This is a genomic window from Streptococcus sp. 23.2 (genome assembly GCF_016648665.1).
GTDB lineage: Bacteria > Bacillota > Bacilli > Lactobacillales > Streptococcaceae > Streptococcus > Streptococcus salivarius_E.
The window spans coordinates 5,948-6,605 of the sequence record NZ_JACLQJ010000020.1; the positions used below are offsets into that span (position 1 = coordinate 5,948).

The 658-nt window shown below is 43.5% G+C and carries 1 protein-coding gene; it reads right to left on the minus strand.

From position 1 onward, the window contains the following. The coding region (locus tag H7T98_RS09400) for an Ig-like domain-containing protein (protein WP_260319156.1) at window positions 1–658 on the minus strand (658 nt) is incomplete at both ends.

A 658-nucleotide genomic window follows, 5' to 3' on the forward strand; every position in this document is an offset into this window, starting at 1 on the left:
GCTGATGCTTTAGTGCCATCTGGAAGGGTTACTTCTACTGTTGAACCTGCTTCAGCTGTACCTGTGACTGCTGTGTCGCCCGCTTTAACGGTGTTCACAACTGGCGCTGTTGGTGCAGTCGTATCAGCTTCAGCTTTAACTCGTTTGAAGATATGAGTTACAGTACCTTCAACTTTATCAGTTACCGTTCTGTCAAATACATATCCTTCAATTTCTCCATGTTCTAATGCTTCATTAGCACCACCCAACTCAACGGGTGCTTTTGCATCTGTTGGTTTTAATTCATTACCATTTTCATCAACCCATTTAGTTATGATTAATTTTGGCAAATCAATTGAGTCAGGTAATTCACCATTTTCTGAAACATAAACGGTCTTATCGCCTGTTAGGGTTGCTGTTGTTCCATCTGGGAACGTTACGGTTGTGTCACCATTGTCGCCTACTTCAACTTTCGTTGCACTTGGATTCGCGGTTTCTACTGCGGATTTAACGGCATCTTTTTCTGGTTGAGTTAAGGCTGACGTATTTTGAACTGGTGTCTTAGCAGCTGGTTCTTGAACGCCCTTAGAATCTGCTTCCTTAACGGTCTTATCGCCTGTTAGGGTTGCTGTTGTTCCATCTGGGAACGTTACGGTTGTGTCACCATTGTCGCCTACTT